Source organism: Methanobacterium alkalithermotolerans (genome assembly GCF_018141185.1).
Taxonomy (GTDB): domain Archaea; phylum Methanobacteriota; class Methanobacteria; order Methanobacteriales; family Methanobacteriaceae; genus Methanobacterium_F; species Methanobacterium_F alkalithermotolerans.
Map to the genome: position 1 here is coordinate 1,043,133 of NZ_CP058560.1, position 21,358 is coordinate 1,064,490.

The window sequence follows — 21,358 nt, forward strand, 5'->3', positions numbered from 1 at the left end:
TCCCATGAATATTTTTTTTATTGATTAAAAAAATTACATGATTTTTTTATTCCAACACTATGAAAAAATTTAATTTAAATTTATTAAATTATGGAGCTTTCCGGTAAGAGCTTCACTAAAGTGTAATCATACATTTTAGATTTATTTATATCGGCAATGTCCTCCAGAGTATATTTATAAATTTTAACCTTCCCTATTTCCTCATGGAACTCCTCATAGTTCAGTTTTACCCTTACTCCATCCAGCTGACTGGTTACAGGAGTAGGTGAATAAACATCATTCAGGGCAGGTACTTGATTTTCAATTTCGGTTTTAACAAGTATGGATGGTATTAAAGGAGGATCCTGTGCCATGTCCCTACGTCGCTGGTCTAAAATATCTTCCACCACGCTAACCAGTTTTTTTAACGCCCTAATATCTTCTCCTCTTTTTAATCGTCTAGGAATCCTTCCTAATCCGGATACATATGCATCCGCACCAGGTAAGTCATTTACATCCATTTCAGGAGCCCCCGTTACCACTACAGGGATATTTATATCCTCGAAAAGATGGATTTTATCCTTAATGCACTGTTCAAAACTACCCAGAGCAAATACTGCCAGATCATGTTCATCTATTAATGTTTTCTCATCTTCACTAATCCTGGAGATGCCCTTTCCTGCTCCCCTGGCCAGACCAATCATGTTATCTTTGGCCCCGAAACGACGTAAATATTCAGAAATATCACAGGCCGAATGAGGTAGATGATGACGAGCCAGAGTGGGAGAAACAATAGCTATTTCCGTTCCAGCCATTGGGGCAATTTTAACCGTTCCCAGTAATTGTTTGGCTTTTTCCTGTATTTTAGGCACATCTTCAAGAGGTACCGCCAGAGTAAGAACCAGATCCATTTGCAGCATGTTCTCCTGAAGAACAAATCCTCCCAGGTCCTCAATAAGTTCGGTCATTTCCTCATGCTTGTGAACACCACCAGCATAGGTTAGGGTTTCATACATAATTTTTTCTCCAACAAGTTGTATCTAAAGTGAGCCCTCTTAACAGGATTTAAACTTACATTCCCATGGGAGGGAACCTTTATTAATTTATCGCCAGTCAATTTTTTCTCCAGCGCACTTTCCAAATAATCAGGATATATTATAAAGTCTGGTTTATCATTAACTATACTGTATCCCATGTCTTTTACTATGTCTTTTAAAAAGTTTGAATATACTGTGACTTTTATTTTTCCATTCAATTTTCGGGCCTTAGTTCTATAATCATTATCCAGCCACTTAGAATCCACTTCCCTAGGCGAATTTTTTAAATTAAAATTATTTAAATAATTATTTTTAGAATTTTCACCATTTGAATCCCGTTCTGAAAAATTACTTGAATTTTCAATCCCAAAGGCATTCTGAAGCATATGCACACTTTCCTGAATTTGAGAAAAGGTATTAAGCTTAATTTTTATGGATTTCATGCGAGTATTTGTTTCAGAGAGTACTATGGCCACATCCGCCTCTTCTTCATCTGGATTTTTATTTACCTGGTATTCATCTATACCCGCCCATTTTAAAATTGGTTCACACATGGGGGTGGTGAGGATTCTCATCAGATCACATTTTGTTACATGTTAAGTATATTAAACTCGTGGATTTTATGAATATAACTAATTTATAGTTTTTAATTATAATTATAGTTATGACGATATAGATGAATTTTTCTTAAATATTTAAATAAAAAGATTATTAATAAGTGACATGGAAAATATACGTAATTCCATACTTAAGGCCGTTAATAATCAAATATACAGTAATAGGTCATATTTTGATAGGGGGACTTTCCATGAAAGTTAGTTTGAGTTTGGAAAAATCTTATTCTGATGATGTATCCATAATGGTAGATGTATTGAGGGCCAGCTCAACCATAACTATTGCACTGGATCATTTCCAGCAGGTGATACCGGTTATAGACCATGAAAATGCCAGAGCACTATCTAAAAAATTAAATGCTGTCCTGGCCGGGGAAAGAAGAGGTGCAACTCTAAATGGATTTAATGCCGGGAACTCCCCCTGGGAAATTCAAAGATTCAATGGAGAAACTCTGGTTTTAACTACCAGTAATGGAACCAGAATCATGGAAGGTATGAATTCCCGGGTTTTAATTGGTTGTTTTAATAATGCTAAAGCCGTGGCCCGTGTTGCGCAAAAAATATCCCTTAATCATATAGAAATGGTGATGGCCGGGGTGGAAGGAAGGTTTGCCATAGAAGATTTCCTGGGAGCAGGTTTCATAATGAAATATCTTCCTGATGATGAAATGGATGAATTTGCCAGATCAGCTGTTTTAGCAGTTGAAAATCCTGAAAAAGTAGATAAATCAATATTAAATTCCCGTTCTGGTCAAAGATTAAAGACTTTAGGCTTTGAAAAAGACATTGAATTCTGTTTAAAAAGAAATATTTCAAAAAATGTTCCGGTATTCCACCAGAATGTGATAACCAGCTACCAGAAATAAATATGATTGTAATAAATATGAATCCATTAATCGTGATTATTGCCAATTACATTTAAAGAAGAATTAATGGGATCATAATTCATTTTTCGTAATTATGTTAAACATAACTCCCATCAATAATTATAATAGTATTATAAATAAAGTTTAATCACTTAAAAAATTTTATGGAATTATAAAATACTTCGCCTTACACTCATAATAAATAAAATAGTGGAATATATGAAAATAGAATCCCTCAAAATTATTGGAACCGCCCATGTTTCCCAAAAAAGCGTTGAAGAAGTAAAAAGTGCTATATTAGAAGAAAAACCTGATGTAGTAGCTGTAGAATTATGTGCAAATAGATATCATCGTTTAATGCAGGAAAAAATGGGGATTGAAGAAAAAAATAATATTTCAATTTCAGATGTAATTAAAGAAAATAAAGTAGGCCTTTTCCTTGTAAGTGGGTTTTTAACCTATATGCAAAAAAAGATAGGTGATGATCTGGGTGTTAAACCCGGAGCTGAAATGTTAGCAGCTATTGATGCCTCAGAAGAAGTAGGTGCCCGGGTAGCTTTAATAGACCGGGATATATCATTAACCTTGAAAAGAGCTTTAAATGCCATGAGCGCCTGGGAAAAAATAAAATTCACCTATGGCATCATTTATTCCTTTTTCAGTGGGGAAGATGAAATCGACGATATAGAAAGTCTTAAAAAAGGGGATGCCCTCCAGGAAGTCATGAATTATTTCCAGGAAATGTCACCACAAGCTTATAAGGTCCTGGTGGATGAAAGAGATGCTTACATGTCCCATAAACTCCTTGAAATTCCGGAAGATAATGTAATTGCTGTTATTGGGGCGGGGCATAAGCAGGGCATAAATAATTATCTGGAACACCCTGAAAACTTACCTCCCTTAAGCAGTCTTTTAATTGAAAAAAAGTCAGGAGTCCCCTGGATTAAAATATTACTATCATTAATTCCTATCTCTTTTATCATAATATTCATTTTAGCATTTATTAGAGGGATTAATATTCAATCTGGTTTAATACAGTTTATATTGTTAACCGGGGGACTTTCATTTCTGGGTTCTATTTTAAGTGGATCAAAAATCCTTTCAGCAGTTACTGCTTTTTTAGTAGCACCTATAACATCACTACATCCATTAATCGCCGCAGGATGGTTTGCAGGTTTAGTTGAAGCGAAATTAAGGCATGTTGGGTCAGGTGATCTGGTTGATTTTGGTAAGTGTGAGGATCTTAAGGATTTGTGGAATAATAACTTATTCCGGGTACTTTTAGTGGTGGCAGGTGCTAATATTGGATCAATTATAGGAAGTTTTATTACTATACCTCAGGTTATATTGCCTCTTTTTGGCAAATTATGGGGAGCATAATTAAAATCAAGATTAATATTCTCAGTAATTCCTATTTTCTAAATAATCTCATATTACGAGTACAATGAAGTTATTTATCTCTTCAGATGATTTATAAAAAAATTTACAGAAGAAATCAATAAATAATGTTTTTAGAAATTAGTGCAGGTGGAGTAACTAATGTACCTTATATTTCGTTGTGATTGTGGTCGGGCCATGTATTCCAAGGAAGGGGTAGTAACCCGAAAATGTGTCTGTGGAAAAAGTATCAGGGTTAAGAGTAGAAGAATCTTAAAAAAAGCTGAAGATTTTCAAAGTGCATCCCAGGCAGTACGGGATCTGCAGGAAGAAAGATATGGAGGAACCGGTTTTACCACCGCCAATAAATTATAAATTATTGAAACCTTATGATAAAAGATCTGCGTTCTTTTACCCGGAAGGGCGAAAGGAAGAATATTGAATTTAAAGTGGGTTTATCTCCTGAATTTCATCTCAAGGAAGATCGTAAGCAACGATTATTGTCCCAGATGAAATACCGTATGGAAAAAGGAAATGGAGAAGCTATTTATCTTTTAGGCGTGGAAGATAATGGAGAACTCCTTGGTTTAACTGAAACCCAATTAAAAGAATCAATATTCGTCTTGGAGAGCATATCTTACCTTATTGGGGCTGAGGTTAAAATTTCAGCACTCTATCCCATTAATGGTAAAAAAATAGCCCATTTAAGAATTTTAAAAGTTCAAAGCCCGGAAAAAGAGCACTTGCTGGTAGGGGTTGCCGGGCACGTTGATCATGGTAAAAGTACCCTTCTGGGAACGTTGACCACAGGAAATCTGGATGATGGGAGTGGTAAAAGCAGGATTTTTCTGGATGTGCAAAAGCATGAAATAGAGCGAGGTTTATCTGCAGATCTATCATTTGCCCTATATGGGTTTTGTAACAAAAACGTTTATTATATGAAAAATCCATTGGATAAAAAAGAAAAATCTGCTTTAATGGAGAAATGTGATAGGCTGGTATCCTTTGTAGATACCGTAGGTCATGAGCCATGGCTTAGAACCACTATAAGAGGAATTGTAGGACAAAAATTGAATTACGGGCTTTTAACTATTGCTGCAGATGATGGACCTACCCATATTACCCGGGAACATTTAGGGATAATTTTAGCCATGGATCTTCCAGTACTGGTAGTTATAACCAAAATTGATCTGGTTACTCCAGAAGAATTAAAGTCAGTATATGGAAAAATAGCAGAACTGCTAAAACTGGTGGGAAGAATCCCATATCAAGTAAAAGCCAAAGAAGAAGCGTATTTAGTTGCCAAAAAAATGAATAAACATCTGGTGCCAGTGTTTAATGTTTCATCAGTTACAGGTGAAGGTTTAGATCTTTTGAATAATTTATTTTTAAACATTGAAATCCCTATAAATCTGGAAGACCAAAAAAAACCGTTTTTGATGTATATTGATAAGGTTTATTCCGTTAAGGGGGCGGGTACTGTTGTTAGTGGTACCATACGTCAGGGTCAGGTGCAAAAAGGAGATCGGCTTTTGATTGGTCCCACCACCTATGGTGAATTTAAGGAATTAACTGCCAGATCCATTGAAATGCATCACTATAAAATTGGCTATGCCAAAACAGGAGATGTGGTTGGAATATCTATAACTGGAGTTGATATGGATCAAATTTCTAGAGGTGCGATTTTATGCCATCCTGAATATAAACCAGAATCTATTAGAGAATTTGAAGCAGAAATTACAATTTTAGTCCATCCCACCACCATTAAAAGTGGTTATGAAAGTGTTACCCACATAGAAACCATTGCCGAGACTACCCAGCTGGAACCTCTGGATAAGAAATATATGTCCGCTGGAGATAAGGGTAAGGTACACATGCGCTTCAAATACCGACCTTATCATGTGAAAAAGGGACAAAAATTAATTTTAAGGGAAGGGCGCAGTAAGGGAATTGGTATCATAACCCGTACCATATCAGATTAGGTTTTTTTATAGTCAGATATTATTTTTTTCATTTCGCAAGCCTTGCAGATGGTTGAAGAAGAAGGTTCCCCACATAATTTGCAATCCTTTAATTCTATTATCCCTGGCTTTATATTCAGGCTTTTTATAAAGGAATCCATTACGGCTTTTTTAGTTCCTGGTTTTTTGGACTCCGCCCTATTTAAAAAATCTTTTGTTTTAGCCCTTAAGGAAAGCTCCGAATAAGGACACTCATCAAAATGAACTTCAATTTCATTTAGAACAGCCCAAATACCTACTTCCCTTTCAGGAGTGTTCCAGAGTGGTTTAATTCGAGGTATCAGTCGGGGGTGAATAACCTCCAGCCGGGGGCTAAATTTCGAAAATTTCAGCACATCCCCCCGGGCAAAGCTCATCAGGAAGGACTGTATTTCATCATCTAAATTATGGCCCGTGGCAATTTTAGTAGCACCTATTTCAAATGCAGTTTTATTGAGTATGTGTCTCCTGAAAACTCCACAAGGTATGCAAGCACTCTTAAAACAGGAATAAACCTCATCCAGTGAAAATCCCATTTCAGTTTTTAATGACTTTTTGATTAACTCTATCCCTAATGATTTAGCATTGGATTTAGCAGATTCCATACCCTGTTTTCTATATCCTTTAATCCCTTCATCCACCGCAATGGCCACCATATCAAATCGCATTTCTTTTTGGAAATTCTTCAAGATATGTAAGGTTAAAATACTGTCTTTTCCACCAGAAAGAGCGATTGCAATTTTATCCCCCTGTTCAATCAGTTTATAGTCTTTTATTAACTTTTCAGCCCTATTTTTAATCATTAGATTGAATTTTTCCTGGTTCAGGGGTTCCATGAAAAAGATATATAATTTAAAGTACATATATAATTATCATGATAACTGCTGAATTAACCGTAATCCCTGTTGGAACTTCCAGCACAAGTTTGAGTAATTATGTAGCTGCTGCAGTACTGGCTTTAGATAAAACAGGGATAAAGTATAAAATTTCAGGTATGGGAACCCAAATAGAATCAGAAAATATGGAAGATCTCTTTAAAGCCATAGCAAGTGCTCATGAAGCTGTAATAAAAGAAGGTGCAAATCGGGTATCTACCAGTATTAAAATAGATGATAGGAGAGATACCAATCGTGGGCTGTCTGATAAAGTAGCATCAGTTAAAAAAAAGCTTGAATGATTTTATCCGGGATTTCATGGAGAATATAAAGCCTATTTATAATTTTTTTAGATGAGATTATAACTGAAAGATCATTTCTTACATTGGCTAACTTAATGTTATTTTGATTTAAGTCAGGTTAGTATATTAATTCTTAAAAAAAAGCCTTTAAAGTTAGTTTAATTGGGCATTTAATCCCATAAATGTATTTATTTTTTTAAAAAAAAAGATAATTGAAGAATTTAATATATTGATGGCCATTTCCTGCTTTAAAATAAAAAAATTATTGGAAGTTGTTGCTGGTGTCTTCCAATGCCTGTACTATTACTTCCAAATCTTCTACCTTTAATTGAGGATGAACCGGGATAGAAATAACTTTTTTAGCAGCTTTTTCAGCTTCCGGGCACTTGTCTTTAAATCCTAATTTTTGATACAATTCCTGGTGGTATATGGCTTTAGGATAGTGAATACCGGTACCTACCCCCTGTTCATTGAGGCATTTTATGCAATCATCTCTTAGGTCGGCATCCACCTGAATGGTATACTGGTGGAATACGTGTTTAACATCGTCCTGAATATAAGGAGCAGCGATTCCATCCAGTTCATTGATATGTTCCGTTAAATAATTTGCATTTTCTATTCTTTTCTGGTTGAAGCCCTCCAGGCGCTTTAACTGAACCAGGCCAATGGCCGCTGCAATATCAGTCATACGGAAATTATAACCCAAAACCACATGATTATATCTCTCTTTTTCTCCATGGGCCCTTAATATACGAGCTTTTTCTGCAAATTCGGAGTTATCAGTGGTTATGATTCCTCCCTCGCTGGTGGTCATATTTTTGGTAGGGTAAAAGCTGAATCCTGCCATGTCACCTAATGATCCCACTTTTTTTCCATGATAAACAGCTCCATGGGCTTGAGCTGCATCTTCAATTACATATAAACCATGATCATCAGCTATTTTCTGGATAGGTTCCATGTCAGCAGGTTGTCCATACAGGTGAACCGGCATGATAGCCCTGGTTTTAGGAGTTATGGCTTCTTCTATTTTTTCCGGGTTTAAATTATAAGTATCAGGATCAATATCCGCGAATACTGGTTTTGCTCCAGTATAGAGAACCACATTACCGGTAGCAGCAAAACTAAAGGGTGTGGTAATAACTTCATCGCCAGTACCAATCCCTGCTGCAAGTAAAGTAAGATGAAGTGCAGTGGTTCCAGAGCTGGTGGCTATGGCATGACTGGTATTTGCATATTCAGCAAACTTTTCTTCAAATTCAGCCACTTTAGGGCCCTGGGCAATAAATCCAGATTTTAAGACTTTTACTACTTCTTGAATTTCTTCATCTTCTATAAAGGGATTGGCAATGGGAATCATATCTACACCTGTAAACACTAATTTAAAAATATTATTTAGTTGAATTTTTAAGATATACCTAAATTCTTATTTCCAACAGCATAATTACATAATTGATTTTATATTTGATATTTAATAAATCCAGATTAATATCAGAAATCATTAATCTGATTATTTTTTTGTATATAAAAAATATTCTAAAAATTTATTAAAAAAATGGCTTTGTAGAAACCCTTATTTTTTTTTTATTTGAAGTTGAGGTTTTTTGTAGATTTTTTTGTAAAAAAAATTTTTTAGTTTTAAGTTTCGTTTTTCCTGTTTTCACTTGAAATTACAGCTACATATTTTTAAAACAGGCTGCTAAAGTATTTATAATTAGAAAGGGGAATAATATTATTATGATTAGCGAAATCTATTATTCCCCTGTTTATAGTGGAGTTTCAAAGCAGTTAAATCTTTTGGATTTTAGTTTTAAAAATTCTAATATTCAACATTTAAAAAGTGTTTTAAACAAGAATAGTGAATTAAAAGAAAATAAACTGGTGAAATTCATCGAAAGAACGTATTATTATGTTAAAATAGCGATAAATAAGTATTCTAATGCTTTTTCAAACCATTTATATTCACAACATACTTTATTCACGATATTAGCAATGAAAATTTACACAAAATCAACATATCGTGAAATCATTGATTTTATTGATGTATCAGACGTAATTAAGAAATATTTGAGAATAAAAAAGGTTCCACACTTTACAACGATCCAAAAATTTTTTAAAAGACTACCTTCAAAACAAATTAGAGAAATTAACCATTTAATATTATCATTAAACGATATTAAAGCAGATATAATAGCATTAGACGGCTCTGGTTTTACGAATGATTATGCAGACAAATATTATGCAAAAATACGGCAAAAGGAAAGAAAAAGCTACATAAAAAACCATTTAACAATAGACGTAAAAACACGCCTTATTTTATATTATCAAACATCACGCGGACCAAAATACGACACACAATTTGCAAAACCCTCATTAAGACAAATCAAAAAGTATAAACCACAATACATAGTAGCAGACAAAGCATATGACACAGAACCAATAAGAAAATGCATAAATGAAGAACTCAAAGCATTTGACCAAATACCCCTCAAAAAAAGAGCAAAAAAAGGACAATACCGACTAAAAAGCCCAACAATATTCCGAAACAAAATATACACAACAAGAAACAATATAGAAAGCATATTTTCAACAATAAAAAGAAAATTCAACGGCATAAACCACAGCAGAAGCACACAACTATCAAACAAAGAAACCCAACTCAAAAACACAATATACAACATCTACAGAACAACACAAATCAACTAAAAAAAAGGGTTTCTACAAAACCAAAAAAATTAATTAAATACTGCCATTAAATCCTCTTTTCTATTTCTAAATAGAATCACCAGGAGTAGTATGGAAGCTGCTATCAAAATTAAAGGAGAAGCATAGGGATTAATGGGAGTGGTAATTAATGAAGGTAATTCACCCAGTCCTCCCTGAGGGGAAGAATGGATTACACTCACATATAGATTGTTGATTATGTGCACCCCGATAGCCATTTCAATGCCGTTATCTGCCAGGGTAATTATTCCCAGCACCAGTCCCACAATGAAAGTAGATAGAGTAATAGATGCGCTGAGCAATATTGTTTCCCCATTCAACCAATGCATGGCTGCAAAAATGATTGAGCTAATTAAAAGTACATTTACTGGTTTTTTTAATTTTAATGCCAGTCCCTGCATTAAGTATCCTCTAAAAAATATTTCTTCAAATGAAGCCTGTATAGGGAAGGCAACTAAGCTTAAAAGTGCCAGAATCCAGAAACGGGAAGGGTCAAAAGAAATTTGAAAACTGGAAGGATCGATTAAAAAAGATATGAAATCCAGCAGTATTATGATTAATAGCCAGGCCCCCGCCCCAATACCTATCTTTTTCCAGTCAGTCCGGTTTTTCACATTGATGAGAGACTGGAATGTCCTATGATGAATGAACTTTATACTGATATACATGAAAATGAAGGCCAGGCCAAAGCTAATTAGTGCCAGGAAGATTAAAAATAAAGGACTTTCTAAAATTAAATTCATGTTGGCTAAATTTAAGGTTTGGGAAGAAGAAAATAATATAATCAATATAATGAAACCTGCAATCAACCCGGCTAAAAAGCTTGATGCACCCCAGGTAAGTATTATGGTTGAAAAATAAGTCCACCATTTATTTTTCCCGGTTTTTCCATTATCCAAAAATGGTATCTCTGACATTTTTCCTCCGATTTACATTGCTTTTTTTATTATTAGGCTAAAATGTTTATTATATTAATCAGGCAAAATGATATTTGTTTACAGAAGTTACTTAACTGGATATACTATAAATTTTTTTATATCATAATTTTAACGCTGGTGGTAAAATGAAAGAAATAGAAATTGAAGAAGGGCAGATTAAAATAATCATACCGACTTTTGAAAAGGTATCTGCCCGGGCACCGGTATTTTACAATCCAGTAATGGAACTAAACAGAGATATTTCTGTATTGGCCCTGCAACAGTTCCGAAAAGAGAGGGATGCTGATATTAAAGTGTGTGATGCCTTTGGAGGAAGTGGTATTAGGGGAATCAGATACTCACAGGAAGTAGATGGTGTATCAGAAGTTTTGGTTAATGATATTAGTTCCCTGGCCCTGGAATTTGCCGAAAAAAATCGTCAGTTGAATGGCGTGGACAATATGGAATTAAGTCATGACGATGCTAATCTTGTTATGAGAAATAATCGAGGTAAGTTTGATGTCATAGATATTGATCCTTTTGGAACACCTTCCTACTTTATAGAATCTGCAGCCAATTCACTTAAAGCCGATTCAATGCTTTGTGTGACTGCCACTGATACTTCTGCATTATGTGGAACCTACAAAGAGCCTTGTATTCGTAAATATAATTCCTTGCCCCTGAAAACTGAATACTGCCATGAAAATGGTATACGTATCCTGATAAGTTTTGTGGCCCGGACTTTTGCCAAGTATAAAAAAATGGTGGATGTGAAGTTGTCCCACTCCAGTGAGCATTATATGAGGATTTACTTTAAAATAGATAAAGGAGCCGCTAAAACTGATAAGTCACTGGAAAATTTGGGATTTATAATTCATTGCAGGAAGTGCCTTTTTAGAGATTCGGTGCCCGGTATAGCGCCCAGCCTTCTGGAAGAATGCCCCCTATGTGGGGAAAAATTATTAAGAGGAGGTCCTATGTGGCTGGGTAAGATACAGGACCATTCCTTTATAAATTCCATGCTGGAAATGATATCAGAAAAAAGTCTAAACCAGGAAAAAAAAGTGATAAAACTCCTTAATCTTTGTATGGAAGAGTATGATGCGCCGCCTGGTTTTTATGACCTTCATGTAATTACTAAAAAACTTAAAATCAGCTCGCCTCCATTAATGGATGTTTTAAATGATTTAAAACGTGAAGGGTACAGTGCATATCGCACCCATTACCGGCCTACAGGAATTAAAACCGATGCCCCTCTTAGTAAGATAGAAAAAATAGTTCTGAGTTTGAATAAGAGACAATTCATGAGTTAATATAGAAATAAAAGCATCATTTCCGGTTAAAATAAACTGTAAATTAATGCCCCTCATAAATTATTCAAAAAAATAATTAATTTTATAAAAATGATATTATTTTAAAAGGCCCTTAGCCATTTTTAATAGCCATTCCATGAATTTATTAATAAGAATGAACATAAAAATCAGTGGCTTAAAGCCAATATATAAAAAATTGAGGTGAAATAATGGATATTGGAGAAATCTATTCAGATGCTATTCAATACCCTTCTTCGGACTGGAAAAAAGTCATAATATTGGGACTTCTATCAATAATAAGTTTTTTAATTGTTCCAATTTTTCTAGCCATGGGATACATTTTTAGAGCACTCAAAGCTTCTATAGCAGGCTCTGAAGAACTTCCTGAATTCGATGAATGGGGAGATATGCTTGTTGACGGGCTAAAAGTATTTGTAGTACAGTTTGTTTACTTTTTGATTCCAGCAATAATAATGTTTATAGGTATAGGTGGATCAATTTTTGCTATGACTCCCACAGGAGACCCCACAGCATTTTTCGCACTTTTTGGTGTTACTACTCTAATTGCTGCAATAGCCGGTATTATCTTAGGACTTGTAGCAACTATAGCTCTGGCAAATATGGCCTATTATGATAGTGATCTTGGAGCTGCCTTCCGTTTTAGTGAAATTCTGGAAATAATTTCTCAGATTGGATGGGTGGACTACATATTATGGTACATTGTCTTAGTAGTGGTAGGTGCAGTAGGTGGATTCATTGCCAGTATATTAAATTTTATACCAATTTTAGGTACTATAGTTGCAGTAGTAGTAGTTTATCCTTACCTATCTCTGGTTTACAGTAGAGCACTAGCACTGATATACGCTTTTGAATAATTAAAAAATCTTTTTTTATTTTTTTATTTTTAGTGTCAATTTTATGCCTGATTAATATTTTATAGCATGTGAAAGATTTTTTATTTATTAAGACAATTTTAAACTTATTTTATCAATTAAGATTAAATTATCCAGCAAAACGAGTATGTTCATTATTACATAGCAAGGTGCACCTTTATTAATAAACAAACCTAAAAACAATAATATAATTAAACAATGTTCATAAATTTATTATTGGTGACCTCTATGGAAATTAAAGAAGACCAGGAACTTATCAAAATAGACCAAGTTGATGAAAAAATAATAAGTTTACTAAATGAAGACGGTAGAATGTCCTATAGAAAAATATCCCGAGAATTAGATATTTCAGTAGGTACCGTTCACAATAGAGTGGAAAAATTAATGAAAACAGGGGTCATAAAAAAATTTGCTCCAATAATCGATCATTCTCGTTTAGGTTACAAATTAACCGCCATAATTGGAGTAAGGGTTAAAGGTGGCCTTTTAAAAAATTGGGAAAACCGTACCGCTTATCATAAAAATGTTCTGGCAGTTTATGATGTTACAGGAGAATATGACGCCTTCCTGATAGCTAAATTTAAGGACACCAATGGTCTGGATGAATTTGTCAAAGGATTATTAAAAGAACCTGATGTGCAAAGAACCTACACTCAAACTGTTTTAAATGTGGTTAAAGAAGATTTAGGATCTCCTAAAATGCTTTAGTGTAATTATTCATTATTCCATTAAAAGCCAGCTAAAGGAAAATAATGAAAATCCTTCCACTTGGATTTGAAAGCATGGGGGTGCGTTCTATGTGCACCTATGTGGAAACTGATCAAAAAATATTAATTGATCCCGGTGCAGCATTAACGCCCTTTAGATTCAAATTGCCTCCTTCTAATGAAGAATTAATTGCCCTTAAAAAAACCAGAACCTCCATTAATGAGTGGGCTAGTTTAGCCAACATAATCACCATTAGCCATTACCACCATGATCATTTTACTCCTTTTGAAGAAAATATTTACCTGGAATCAAAAATAGAAGATGCTAAGACTCTTTACTCTGGAAAAAAAGTTTTTTTAAAAAATCCCCAGCATAATATCAATCAGAATCAGAAAAAAAGAGCTAAAAAGTTAATAGAAAATTTGAATATTCTTCCTGACTGTGAACTAATATATAGTGAAAAGGGATCTAATCCTAAATCTTTTAAATCCGGAGAAACTAAGCTCACTTTTTCCCCTGCACTGCCTCATGGAAAAAAAGGAAGTCCTCTGGGTAATATAGTGGCTGTTAGCATAACTTACAATGGCCAGAAGATATTGCATGCATCAGATATGCAGGGCCCCATTTCAAAAAATAGCTTTGAATATATTTTAAAGGAATCACCAGATATTTTAATTATAAGTGGGCCACCCCACTACTTAAAAGGATATATTTTATCAGAAAAGGATTTTAGTAAATCTCTGCAAAATTTGAAAGAAATAGGAAATCATATACCTCAAATTATAGTTGATCATCATCTATTAAGAAATGCGGAGGGTTTGAAGATTATTAAGGCCCTGAATAAAAGTATAAGTGGTATGTTGATGCCTGCATCCCAATTAGTAAATAAAAAACCTCTTTTATTGGAATCCCGGCGTAAAAAATTATCCCTGAAAAAATAGAAATATTAAATTATTTCAAATGCTCTTCAAAGTAATTAAAAAGAGTTTCCGGCTCTTTTTCAAATTCTCCATCAAAGAGGAGTATATATTTTTCAGCGGATGCTTCAATATCCTCGGAATTTCCTTCATGTACCAGCCAGGCCATGGGATTAATGGAAACCGTGGTTAAACCAGATTCGGTATAAAATATAGATAACCTAACCAGGGGATGAATTTCACGGTTATTTATCTGAATTTTTTCCAGAATTAATTTCTCTTCATGGAAATTAAATCCATTTAAGTCGTTTTTTATCATTATTTCATCTTCTTAAGATTCCATAGCAGCGATCTAACTGGTTTTTTTGTTAAAAGCCATAATATTCCCAGGAAAGGCTTTATTAACTGAATTTTAAATTTCAAAAAAGCGTTACCATCTATTCTTTCTTTTGAAAAGTCAGGGCGGGCTGAAAAATCCAGTGCGGGAAATATTGCCAATATAGCCATTGCAGACCAAATATACCCCATGGTAATAGCAGTATCCACCGGGCTGGACCAGCCCAGAATGATATGTAACTTAAATTTTTCCAGGGAAAATGAATGCCATACCATCTTAAAAAATTTTAAAAAATATTTTCTTGATTGCATAAGGAGTAAAAGAGTTTTGGTGAAATCTTCCCGGGAAAATTCAGATTTTTTTTCTTTATCTTCCTCGTCTTTATCTTCTTTTTCATCCTTATCTTTTCCTTTTTCAGGGAATTTTTTAGTTATAAGGGTGATTTTGAGCCATTTTATCTTAAATGTTCCTTCCATAAGTCCCCCAGTTTTATTCAAATTTAAAGAGATATGGAATGGGATTATCAGTATCATTAGCAGGATAAATCCCAAAATAAGTAAAATGGTGGGGATTAATAGCAATTATATCCACCTGTCCAGGAGTTTCCTGATTATACATTAATCTAAAAATATAATCCGAACTCTAATAAATCTTCAAAAAAAATTTATTCCGCGGCTTCTTCCTCTTTAGCTTTTTCTTTTTTAGTTTTAGTACGGGTCTCTTTTATTACATCGGTGATTACTGTACCAATCTCGCCAATAGCCTTACTCAAAGGGCCACCGGAACTGAGATTAAGTACCCTTACCCCTTCTGGTCCAGGAATTCCTTTTAAAATAACTACCATGGCCACTGGCTCCACCCCGGCTGCAGCACCAGCACCACTACCCATACCTCCACCTTCACCAGATGGAGCTTCACCTTTACCCATTCCAGCTCCAAAACCCATTCCCATCTTCATTACAGGGATTAACATTTTATCCTCTGTTTCAATTGGTTCTCCTACAAAATTATTTATTTCCAGGAGTTTTCTGAGTTCTTCCACTGTTGTTTTTATGGGATCTTCTATTTTCATATAAATTGCCTCCACTTATACTTTCTACCAGTTAATAATATTATTAAAAAACAATAAATAATTATCTATATATCCATAATACTAATGAAATTCAGGATGAGTTTAAGGTGTTAATCCATTCTAAAGATTATGAACTACATCAGGAACCCTATCATATTGAAAATAAAGATAGAACGAAATCCATAATGCAAAAGTTGCATGATAAAAATATTTTATCCCGGTTAACTGTATCTCCTCCAGAAAAGGCATCAAAAGAAGATCTGCTACGGGTTCACTCTCCCGGGCACGTGAACTTTATTCAAGAATTTTGTAGGAAGGGAGGAGGTTATCTGGATAATGATACCTATGCTTCTTCTCAAAGTTATCAGGTGGCACTTTTAGCAGCAGGAGGGGCGATAATGGCTGCAAAAAAAGTTATACAAGGAGAAAAATGGGCTTATTCCTTGTCAAGACCCCCCGGACATCATGCTATACGAGAAAGAGCTATGGGTTTTTGTTTATTTAATAATGCTGCTGTTGCTGTGGAAAAAATTCGTGCAGAAGATGATAAAAAGCGCTTTTTAATCTTTGACTTTGATGTTCACTATGGCAATGGAGATGCAGATATTTTCTATGATGACCCGGAGGTAATGTATGTATCCATCCACCAGGACCCCTATACTCTATTCCCGGGAAAAGGATTCGTGGAAGAAATAGGTTCCGGCCCGGGAATGGGTTTCAATTTGAATATTCCTATGATTCCAGGATCAAATAATGCAGATTATATATGGATTTTAGATAAAATACTGCCTGTTGTAATAAATGGATTTAAAGCAGATCTTTTGCTGGTAGAAGCGGGTTTTGATGCCCATCGTGATGATCCCCTATCTCAGATAAATATTGATGAAGATTTTTATTCCTGGGTGGGAGGTTATTTAATGGGGCTGCAGGGATCCATGGCAGTTCTTTTAGAAGGAGGGTACAATTTAAGTGCCCTGGCCCAATCCAATACCGTTTTTATAAATTCTTTATTGGACCATAAATTACTTCCTTTAGGGGAATATAAAACTCAAAAAGAAATAGAGACCCAATACTTAAATAAAGATAAGGTTTCAATAAACACTCTGGAAACTTTTAAAGAAATTAAAGATACTTTTTCACCATTTTGGGGATTGTGATATCACATGGATAATATAAGGACTAAGCAAGCAGAAAATCTAATTAAATTAGCAGGTAAGACTTCTCAGGGTACTGAAATTTTAAAAGATGCTAAAAAAGGTTTTATAGATGTTAAAGCCTATGAAAGAGCCTTAAAAGATCTTATTGCTGCTGAAGATTTTATTTACACCAGTTTACCATCCCATGGTTTATCAGCCCGGGAAGCCGGTGATTTTACCAACAAACTTTTGGATGCCCGGGAAAATATTCATAGTATGCTGGCTGACTTTGGAGTAATGGAAAAAATCAGCTCACAAAATCAAGTCCATGAACTTTCAAAAAAATGGATAATTCTAACCACCAAAAGTAATTATAAGAAGATGCTGATGAAGATGGGGGTGAATGTACAGCAAATAGTGGTAGCGGGGGTTCCACTAAAAGTAGAAGATATGAAACAATTAAATCCTAAAATACCTGATGCTGCCCTTAAGTCCATTGATAAGAAAATAACACATGTGAAAAATGATATTTCCCGAAAAATGGAAAAATTGAAATTAAAGAATATTTTAGTAATTGCAGAATCAGATTTAAATGGAGATATTTTAGGTAAAAATGCATCAGAATTGTATGGAGCCCGTGTAGTATTAGAAGGTAATTTAAAAGATCTCAATGATTCAAAACTGGTTGATATTCTTTTAGAGTTAGAAAATTAAGGTTTTTATAAATAAAACATTTATGATGGAAATTTAATTTCCGTTTGCATTTATAAAAAAAATTCCTTGTAAATAATCAAAAGTTTATATCTAATAATGATTAATCTAGATTTGAATAAATAAAAATATTTTAGAGATAATTTTTGCTTGTATTATCAGTGATTAGAATTTTATTCTGGTCATTTTTAATTTAAGTGATGATTAATGGTAGAATTAAAATGTTTATCAGGATATTCGGGGTGAAAAATTGGGTTTAGTTTGCTTCCCTGACACACAAGATAATATTCCCATTATTCCAGTTCACCTTACCCGGGTGGGAGTAAGTGGGGTAAAAAAACTATTAAAAATAGAAAGAGACGGAAAAAGACCTATAATACTTTTACCTACTTTTGATGCTTTTGTGGATCTACCCAGTACGCAAAGAGGTATCCACATGTCCAGAAATCCAGAAGCCATAAGTGAGGTCCTGGAAGAGATGGTGGAAGATACTGCATTAGAAGTGGAGTCATTATGTGCAGAAATTGTTAACAGCCTCCTTAAAAAACATAAGTATGCTAAAAGGGCAGAGGTGAGCATGAAAAGTGACTTCATGTTCATGAAAAAGTCGCCAGTTACCGATAATAAATCCCAGGAAATGACCAAGATCATGGCAGATGCCATTGGATACCGGGATGGGGATGAGGTTTTAATCCGAAAAATGATTGGGGCTGAAGTTGTGGGTATGACTGTATGTCCCTGTGCCCAGGAATCAGTTAAAGAAACTTCAAGACAAAAGTTGGCAGAATTTTTAGATGATGATACCCTTAAAAAAGTTTTAAATACGGTTTCTTTTGCCTCTCATAATCAGAGAGGGAGGGGAATGATCATGATTGAGGTTCCTCAAGATCATACCATCCGGGGAGAAGAACTAATCCGTATCATTGAAGAGTCCATGAGTGCCAGCGTTTCAGAACTTCTAAAAAGGCCAGATGAAAACGCCATAGTGGTAAAAGCCCATAAGAATCCCATGTTTGTAGAAGATTGTGTGCGGAACATGGTGCATAAAATAGTAAAAGAGTTTTCATTTTTACCGGATGATACTATGGTAACCGTACGCCAGGTCAATGAAGAAAGCATCCATAGACATGATGCTTTTGCAGAGAAAGTAGCCACCATGGGCGAATTGAAATATGAAATTGAAGGGATGGACCATATTTAAAATATAAATCCCTTTAATTGCTTTAATTTATTTTCTTTACCTGAATATAATAATAATTAAGCAATATAATCTACTATAACACCTTTAAGGAGGATGTATTTTGATAAATCTTCATAAAGTTGCCGGAAATGTAATGGAATATATGGAAGCATTTGATGGTTCCCGACCGGCTTTAGATGCTGAGCAAATATTAATAGTTAGAGGCAGGTCTAAAAAAAGAATTGACGCTAACAACATGAATTTAGAACTGGAAAGTTTATTTAAGGTACTGGGAGCTAAAGAAATAGATATGTTCTCTGATGATGCAGCTTCACTTATAACCTTGATGGACAAGCAAATAAGAGATAGTGTGGAAATCCAGGGAGATACTGATCCTGGAGGAATCCACAAAATGAAAGAATCTTTAGAGTCCATGAATTTCCTGGTGGAATACAAACTGGGATTTTTAGAAAACATAGGATTTTTCATTGTTTTATGGAAAGACAAAAGTGGCATTGGTCCCTGTTTTGTTGAAATTGTATTTTCCAATGCTGAATGTTAAAAATTAAATAGGGGAGAATTGAATGTCCCTGAAATCTTTTTCCAGGCACGAAATAATAAATTTATTAAGTTCTAAAGGGGGAGAAGTGTTAAACTTAATGAAGGATGCTAATTCTAAAAGAGAGCACCCCCATATTACTTTTTCTAAAAACGTGTTTTTGCCCCTTACTGAACTATGCCGGAATGATTGTGGTTACTGTACATTTAAAAAAACTCCAGATACAGTGAGTAAAGATATTCTAATGTACCCCACTAAAGTATTGCTTAGTTTGAAAAAAGCAGAAAAATATGGTTGTAAAGAAGCTTTATTTACATTTGGAGAGCGTCCAGAAGAAATAAACCCTTTAAAAGAAGTTCTTAATAAATTAGGTTTTGCCAATATGGTGGAATATCTCTATCATATCTGCCAGGAGACTTTAAATAAAACCAGTTTATTACCCCATTCAAATCCCGGAACAATCTCTTATGCTGATTTGAAAATGCTTAAAGAGGTTAATGCCTCCATGGGTTTGATGTTAGAAAGTAGCAGCCAGCGCCTAATGTCCACCATTGCCCATGAAAAAAGTCCGGGTAAAAATCCCTGGTTAAGGCTTCAGACTATAGAAAACGCAGGAAAACTTAAAATACCCTTTACTACCGGGATTATAGTAGGTATAGGTGAAACCCTGCAGGAAAGGGCAGAATCTCTCCTGGAACTCCGCAGGATTCAGGACAAATACGGGCATATACAGGAAATAATTATTCAAAATTTCCATTCTAAACCAGGTATTGCTATGGAAAAACACAAAGAACCCTCTATCTTAGAGATGATTAAAACAGTTTGTGTTGCCAGATTAATTTTTCCAGATATTAGTATTCAACTACCCCCTAATCTCAATCCCGAAACTGCACAGATTTTTTTGATGTGTGGCTTGGATGATTGGGGAGGTGTTTCTCCGCTAACCCCTGATTTTGTGAACCCGGAAGCGCCCTGGCCTGAAATAGAAGAATTAAAAAAACTAACCACAGAAGCGGGATACCTCCTTAAAGAAAGATTAGCTGTTTATCCCCGGTATATGCACCCTGAATATCTAAGTGAGCAGATACTGGAAAAAATAGCTGATTTAAAATTTTATAACTTAAAGTAGCTAGGAAAAAAAGTATTCATATCTCTATCAAAATTAATTTCGGTTTCGGGTATGATTATGGTTCCTTCTGAAGGGTCGCCCAGCTCTTTAAATTTTTCAAAAATATAATAAACACCGGTTAAAGCAGCAAGAGCAGAATCTATTTCATGGTTAGTTAATTCATCAGCTTTTTTATTTACCCAAAAAAAGTTATTTAAAGCATTAAATGTAGTTTGTTTATCCTGCCCTAAACCCATTATTTTTCCTGATGTTCGGGGATGGGTTTCTATAATTTTAAGTTTTAAGTTATTGCCCATGACTGTTTTTATAGATTTTTTAAGTTGAATGCCCCGATGAGTTAATAATTTCATTCCATAAAAGGTTAAAGGTAAAACTCCTCCAAATTTTCTCATTTTTTTATCAGAATCCCTAAAATGCCCTCTTATGCTACATTTGCACTCTTTTTCCAGGCAGCATCTGCCCTTAGGCAGTGAGAGGGGAGCATCAATAGCCACCACCACCGGACCCTCATTTATTATCTCAGTTAGAATTTCCTCATCTGAAAATACTGTTTTAAAAAATAATTTATTATGGTGGATAATGGTTATTCCCGTATCGTTTTCTGTTTTAGCAGATAAATCAATTCCCATAATCTTAATTTTAATCACGTGTTTTTTTTTAATTGCCTTAGGTGAGATAATTTATTTTGAAAAAATTTAGTTGCAGATAAAAGATG

Annotated in this window: 24 protein-coding genes; 15 read left to right on the plus strand and 9 right to left on the minus strand. The window is 34.5% G+C overall.

Features of this window, described 5'->3' with window-relative positions; translation table 11 throughout:
• Positions 1-83: 83 nt before the first annotated feature.
• Together HYG87_RS05030 and HYG87_RS05035 are read right to left on the minus strand one after the other, a co-directional pair.
• Complete coding sequence (locus tag HYG87_RS05030; protein WP_211534123.1) at positions 84-995, minus strand: methanogenesis marker 7 protein; 912 nt, start codon at positions 993-995, stop codon at positions 84-86.
• On the minus strand, positions 980-1,591 hold the full coding sequence (locus HYG87_RS05035) for a hypothetical protein (RefSeq protein WP_211534124.1): 612 nt from the start codon (positions 1,589-1,591) through the stop codon (positions 980-982). Before HYG87_RS05035 ends, HYG87_RS05030 begins: the two co-directional genes overlap by 16 nt.
• Positions 1,592-1,824: 233 nt before the next feature.
• Between HYG87_RS05035 and comB the strand changes: the two genes are divergently transcribed.
• From comB to HYG87_RS05055, 4 genes are all read left to right on the plus strand, one after another.
• Positions 1,825-2,496, plus strand: coding sequence for a 2-phosphosulfolactate phosphatase (gene comB, locus HYG87_RS05040; protein ID WP_211534125.1), 672 nt, complete (start codon positions 1,825-1,827; stop codon positions 2,494-2,496).
• Between the two features lie 210 nt (positions 2,497-2,706).
• On the plus strand, positions 2,707-3,876 hold the full coding sequence (locus HYG87_RS05045) for a TraB/GumN family protein (protein ID WP_211534126.1): 1,170 nt from the start codon (positions 2,707-2,709) through the stop codon (positions 3,874-3,876).
• Between the two features lie 159 nt (positions 3,877-4,035).
• On the plus strand, positions 4,036-4,248 hold the full coding sequence (locus HYG87_RS05050) for a DUF1922 domain-containing protein (RefSeq protein WP_211534127.1): 213 nt from the start codon (positions 4,036-4,038) through the stop codon (positions 4,246-4,248).
• 14 nt (positions 4,249-4,262) lie between these two features.
• Positions 4,263-5,855, plus strand: coding sequence for a GTPBP1 family GTP-binding protein (locus HYG87_RS05055; protein WP_211534128.1), 1,593 nt, complete (start codon positions 4,263-4,265; stop codon positions 5,853-5,855).
• On the opposite strand, the gene HYG87_RS05060 is transcribed toward HYG87_RS05055, so the two are convergent.
• Positions 5,852-6,709 carry a TIGR00269 family protein gene (locus HYG87_RS05060; protein ID WP_211534129.1) on the minus strand — a complete coding sequence of 286 codons (858 nt, stop codon included), beginning with the start codon at positions 6,707-6,709 and terminating at the stop codon, positions 5,852-5,854. The genes HYG87_RS05055 and HYG87_RS05060 overlap by 4 nt on opposite strands.
• 38 nt (positions 6,710-6,747) lie before the next feature.
• Here HYG87_RS05060 and HYG87_RS05065 point away from each other — a divergent pair, with 38 nt between their 5' ends.
• Positions 6,748-7,050 (plus strand): MTH1187 family thiamine-binding protein, encoded by a 303-nt coding sequence (locus HYG87_RS05065; RefSeq protein ID WP_211534130.1) that lies wholly within the window; start codon positions 6,748-6,750, stop codon positions 7,048-7,050.
• Positions 7,051-7,312: 262 nt separating this feature from the next.
• Here the strand turns inward: HYG87_RS05065 and HYG87_RS05070 are convergent, their stop codons facing one another.
• Positions 7,313-8,407, minus strand: a complete 1,095-nt coding sequence (locus tag HYG87_RS05070) for a DegT/DnrJ/EryC1/StrS family aminotransferase (protein WP_211534131.1) — start codon at positions 8,405-8,407, stop codon at positions 7,313-7,315.
• Positions 8,408-8,784: 377 nt separating this feature from the next.
• On the opposite strand from HYG87_RS05070, the gene HYG87_RS10985 reads away from it, so the two are divergent.
• Positions 8,785-9,753 carry a transposase gene (locus HYG87_RS10985; protein ID WP_249164896.1) on the plus strand — a complete coding sequence of 323 codons (969 nt, stop codon included), beginning with the start codon at positions 8,785-8,787 and terminating at the stop codon, positions 9,751-9,753.
• A 29-nt stretch (positions 9,754-9,782) separates the two neighbouring features.
• Here the strand turns inward: HYG87_RS10985 and HYG87_RS05080 are convergent, their stop codons facing one another.
• Positions 9,783-10,688, minus strand: coding sequence for a CPBP family intramembrane glutamic endopeptidase (locus HYG87_RS05080; protein WP_211534132.1), 906 nt, complete (start codon positions 10,686-10,688; stop codon positions 9,783-9,785).
• Between the two features lie 146 nt (positions 10,689-10,834).
• Between HYG87_RS05080 and HYG87_RS05085 the strand changes: the two genes are divergently transcribed.
• The 4 genes from HYG87_RS05085 to HYG87_RS05100 all read left to right on the plus strand — a co-directional run bounded on the left by HYG87_RS05085 (position 10,835) and on the right by HYG87_RS05100 (position 14,543).
• Positions 10,835-12,001, plus strand: a complete 1,167-nt coding sequence (locus HYG87_RS05085; protein WP_211534133.1) for a tRNA (guanine(10)-N(2))-dimethyltransferase — start codon at positions 10,835-10,837, stop codon at positions 11,999-12,001.
• A 278-nt stretch (positions 12,002-12,279) separates the two neighbouring features.
• Positions 12,280-12,876 carry a DUF4013 domain-containing protein gene (locus HYG87_RS05090; RefSeq protein WP_320055116.1) on the plus strand — a complete coding sequence of 199 codons (597 nt, stop codon included), beginning with the start codon at positions 12,280-12,282 and terminating at the stop codon, positions 12,874-12,876.
• A 246-nt stretch (positions 12,877-13,122) separates the two neighbouring features.
• The gene (locus HYG87_RS05095) at positions 13,123-13,602 is read left to right on the plus strand and encodes an Lrp/AsnC family transcriptional regulator (RefSeq protein ID WP_211534135.1); all 480 of its coding nucleotides are present in this window, start codon (positions 13,123-13,125) and stop codon (positions 13,600-13,602) included.
• Between the two features lie 44 nt (positions 13,603-13,646).
• On the plus strand, positions 13,647-14,543 hold the full coding sequence (locus tag HYG87_RS05100; protein WP_211534136.1) for an MBL fold metallo-hydrolase: 897 nt from the start codon (positions 13,647-13,649) through the stop codon (positions 14,541-14,543).
• 10 nt (positions 14,544-14,553) lie between these two features.
• Here the strand turns inward: HYG87_RS05100 and HYG87_RS05105 are convergent, their stop codons facing one another.
• From HYG87_RS05105 to HYG87_RS05115, 3 genes are all read right to left on the minus strand, one after another.
• Positions 14,554-14,838, minus strand: coding sequence for a hypothetical protein (locus HYG87_RS05105; RefSeq protein ID WP_211534137.1), 285 nt, complete (start codon positions 14,836-14,838; stop codon positions 14,554-14,556).
• Positions 14,838-15,332 carry a DUF2953 domain-containing protein gene (locus tag HYG87_RS05110; protein WP_211534138.1) on the minus strand — a complete coding sequence of 165 codons (495 nt, stop codon included), beginning with the start codon at positions 15,330-15,332 and terminating at the stop codon, positions 14,838-14,840. The genes HYG87_RS05105 and HYG87_RS05110 overlap by 1 nt, the downstream gene beginning before the upstream one ends.
• Positions 15,333-15,520: 188 nt before the next feature.
• Positions 15,521-15,928, minus strand: a complete 408-nt coding sequence (locus tag HYG87_RS05115; RefSeq protein ID WP_211534139.1) for a GerW family sporulation protein — start codon at positions 15,926-15,928, stop codon at positions 15,521-15,523.
• A gap of 107 nt (positions 15,929-16,035) precedes the next feature.
• Between HYG87_RS05115 and HYG87_RS05120 the strand changes: the two genes are divergently transcribed.
• The 5 genes from HYG87_RS05120 to cofG all read left to right on the plus strand — a co-directional run bounded on the left by HYG87_RS05120 (position 16,036) and on the right by cofG (position 20,643).
• On the plus strand, positions 16,036-17,085 hold the full coding sequence (locus HYG87_RS05120; RefSeq protein WP_249164897.1) for a histone deacetylase family protein: 1,050 nt from the start codon (positions 16,036-16,038) through the stop codon (positions 17,083-17,085).
• 6 nt (positions 17,086-17,091) lie between these two features.
• A complete protein-coding gene (locus HYG87_RS05125) occupies positions 17,092-17,778 on the plus strand; it encodes a DUF2100 domain-containing protein (RefSeq protein ID WP_211534140.1) in 687 nt (228 codons plus the stop codon).
• Positions 17,779-18,025: 247 nt separating this feature from the next.
• Complete coding sequence (gene mptA / locus HYG87_RS05130) at positions 18,026-18,976, plus strand: GTP cyclohydrolase MptA (protein ID WP_211534141.1); 951 nt, start codon at positions 18,026-18,028, stop codon at positions 18,974-18,976.
• Between the two features lie 100 nt (positions 18,977-19,076).
• Positions 19,077-19,517 carry a DUF2120 domain-containing protein gene (locus HYG87_RS05135; RefSeq protein ID WP_211534142.1) on the plus strand — a complete coding sequence of 147 codons (441 nt, stop codon included), beginning with the start codon at positions 19,077-19,079 and terminating at the stop codon, positions 19,515-19,517.
• A 22-nt stretch (positions 19,518-19,539) separates the two neighbouring features.
• Positions 19,540-20,643, plus strand: a complete 1,104-nt coding sequence (gene cofG / locus HYG87_RS05140; protein WP_211534143.1) for a 7,8-didemethyl-8-hydroxy-5-deazariboflavin synthase CofG — start codon at positions 19,540-19,542, stop codon at positions 20,641-20,643.
• Here cofG and HYG87_RS05145 read toward each other — a convergent pair.
• On the minus strand, positions 20,628-21,272 hold the full coding sequence (locus HYG87_RS05145) for a DUF429 domain-containing protein (protein WP_249164898.1): 645 nt from the start codon (positions 21,270-21,272) through the stop codon (positions 20,628-20,630). The two genes, cofG and HYG87_RS05145, sit on opposite strands and share 16 nt — an antisense overlap.
• Between the last annotated feature and the right edge of the window lie 86 nt (positions 21,273-21,358).